At 43.6% G+C, this 752-nt stretch carries 1 protein-coding gene; it reads right to left on the reverse strand.

What is annotated here, in order from left to right:
- Positions 1-752, reverse strand: a 752-nt coding sequence (bcsG, locus tag R7Z77_RS25255; protein WP_318137033.1) for a cellulose biosynthesis protein BcsG, incomplete at both ends; no start/stop codon positions are given.

Here is a 752-nt window from a genome sequence, read left to right on the forward strand (position 1 = left end):
AAATTGAGTTGTAGAGTGCCACGACTTTGTCGTCACTACTGTTAAGTCTTTGCTGCCACCAGTTATCCAGTACTTGCTTATCGCGGAAGATCGAAGAGCCATCAAAAGATTTTTGGTAAGGAGCTAAACCTTCTTGAGACATAAGAGCCGCTTGTAAGTCACCGTCTTTCTTGATCAATTCAAGGAAGCTATCGAAGACACCATTGTGGTTCATCAGTAAATTTTCTTTGAAGCCTAGCTCTTTCAAACTTTCGAACAAGTAGCACTGTTTTGAAGGTGCTGGTTGGAACAGTTGACTGTGTTCCTGTTGACCGCAATTGGCTCGTAGCAGACGAATGACCGCAGGCCCGCTATATGACGTAGCGGAACTAAAATTGTCGAACATGATGTCAAACTCTTTGAACAGAGGATGATCGGCCAGTCCTGCAATTTCGATGTCATCCCACGCGACCGAACAAATACTCAAGAACAACAAATCAAAAGGAGCATCCATTGCGCTGCTGGTATCGAATGTCACACGTCGGGAAGCTTCTTTAGAAAAGAAATCTGCAGCTAACGTGTTGAGACTTGCATCGTTAATTTCCGTTATTTGAGGTTGTTTGCTAGCAGTAACCTCGGTTGGCGGCTGTTGTTGAGTTACTTCTGCAGCCACTGTTGTCGGAAGTTCCGTCGTCATTGGCATACTTATATAGATCATAGCAATAACCACAAAGACTGAAACTCTAACGAACTTGCTCAAAATAAAGTACGCA

It is taken from the genome of Vibrio sp. 1401, from assembly GCF_033340295.1.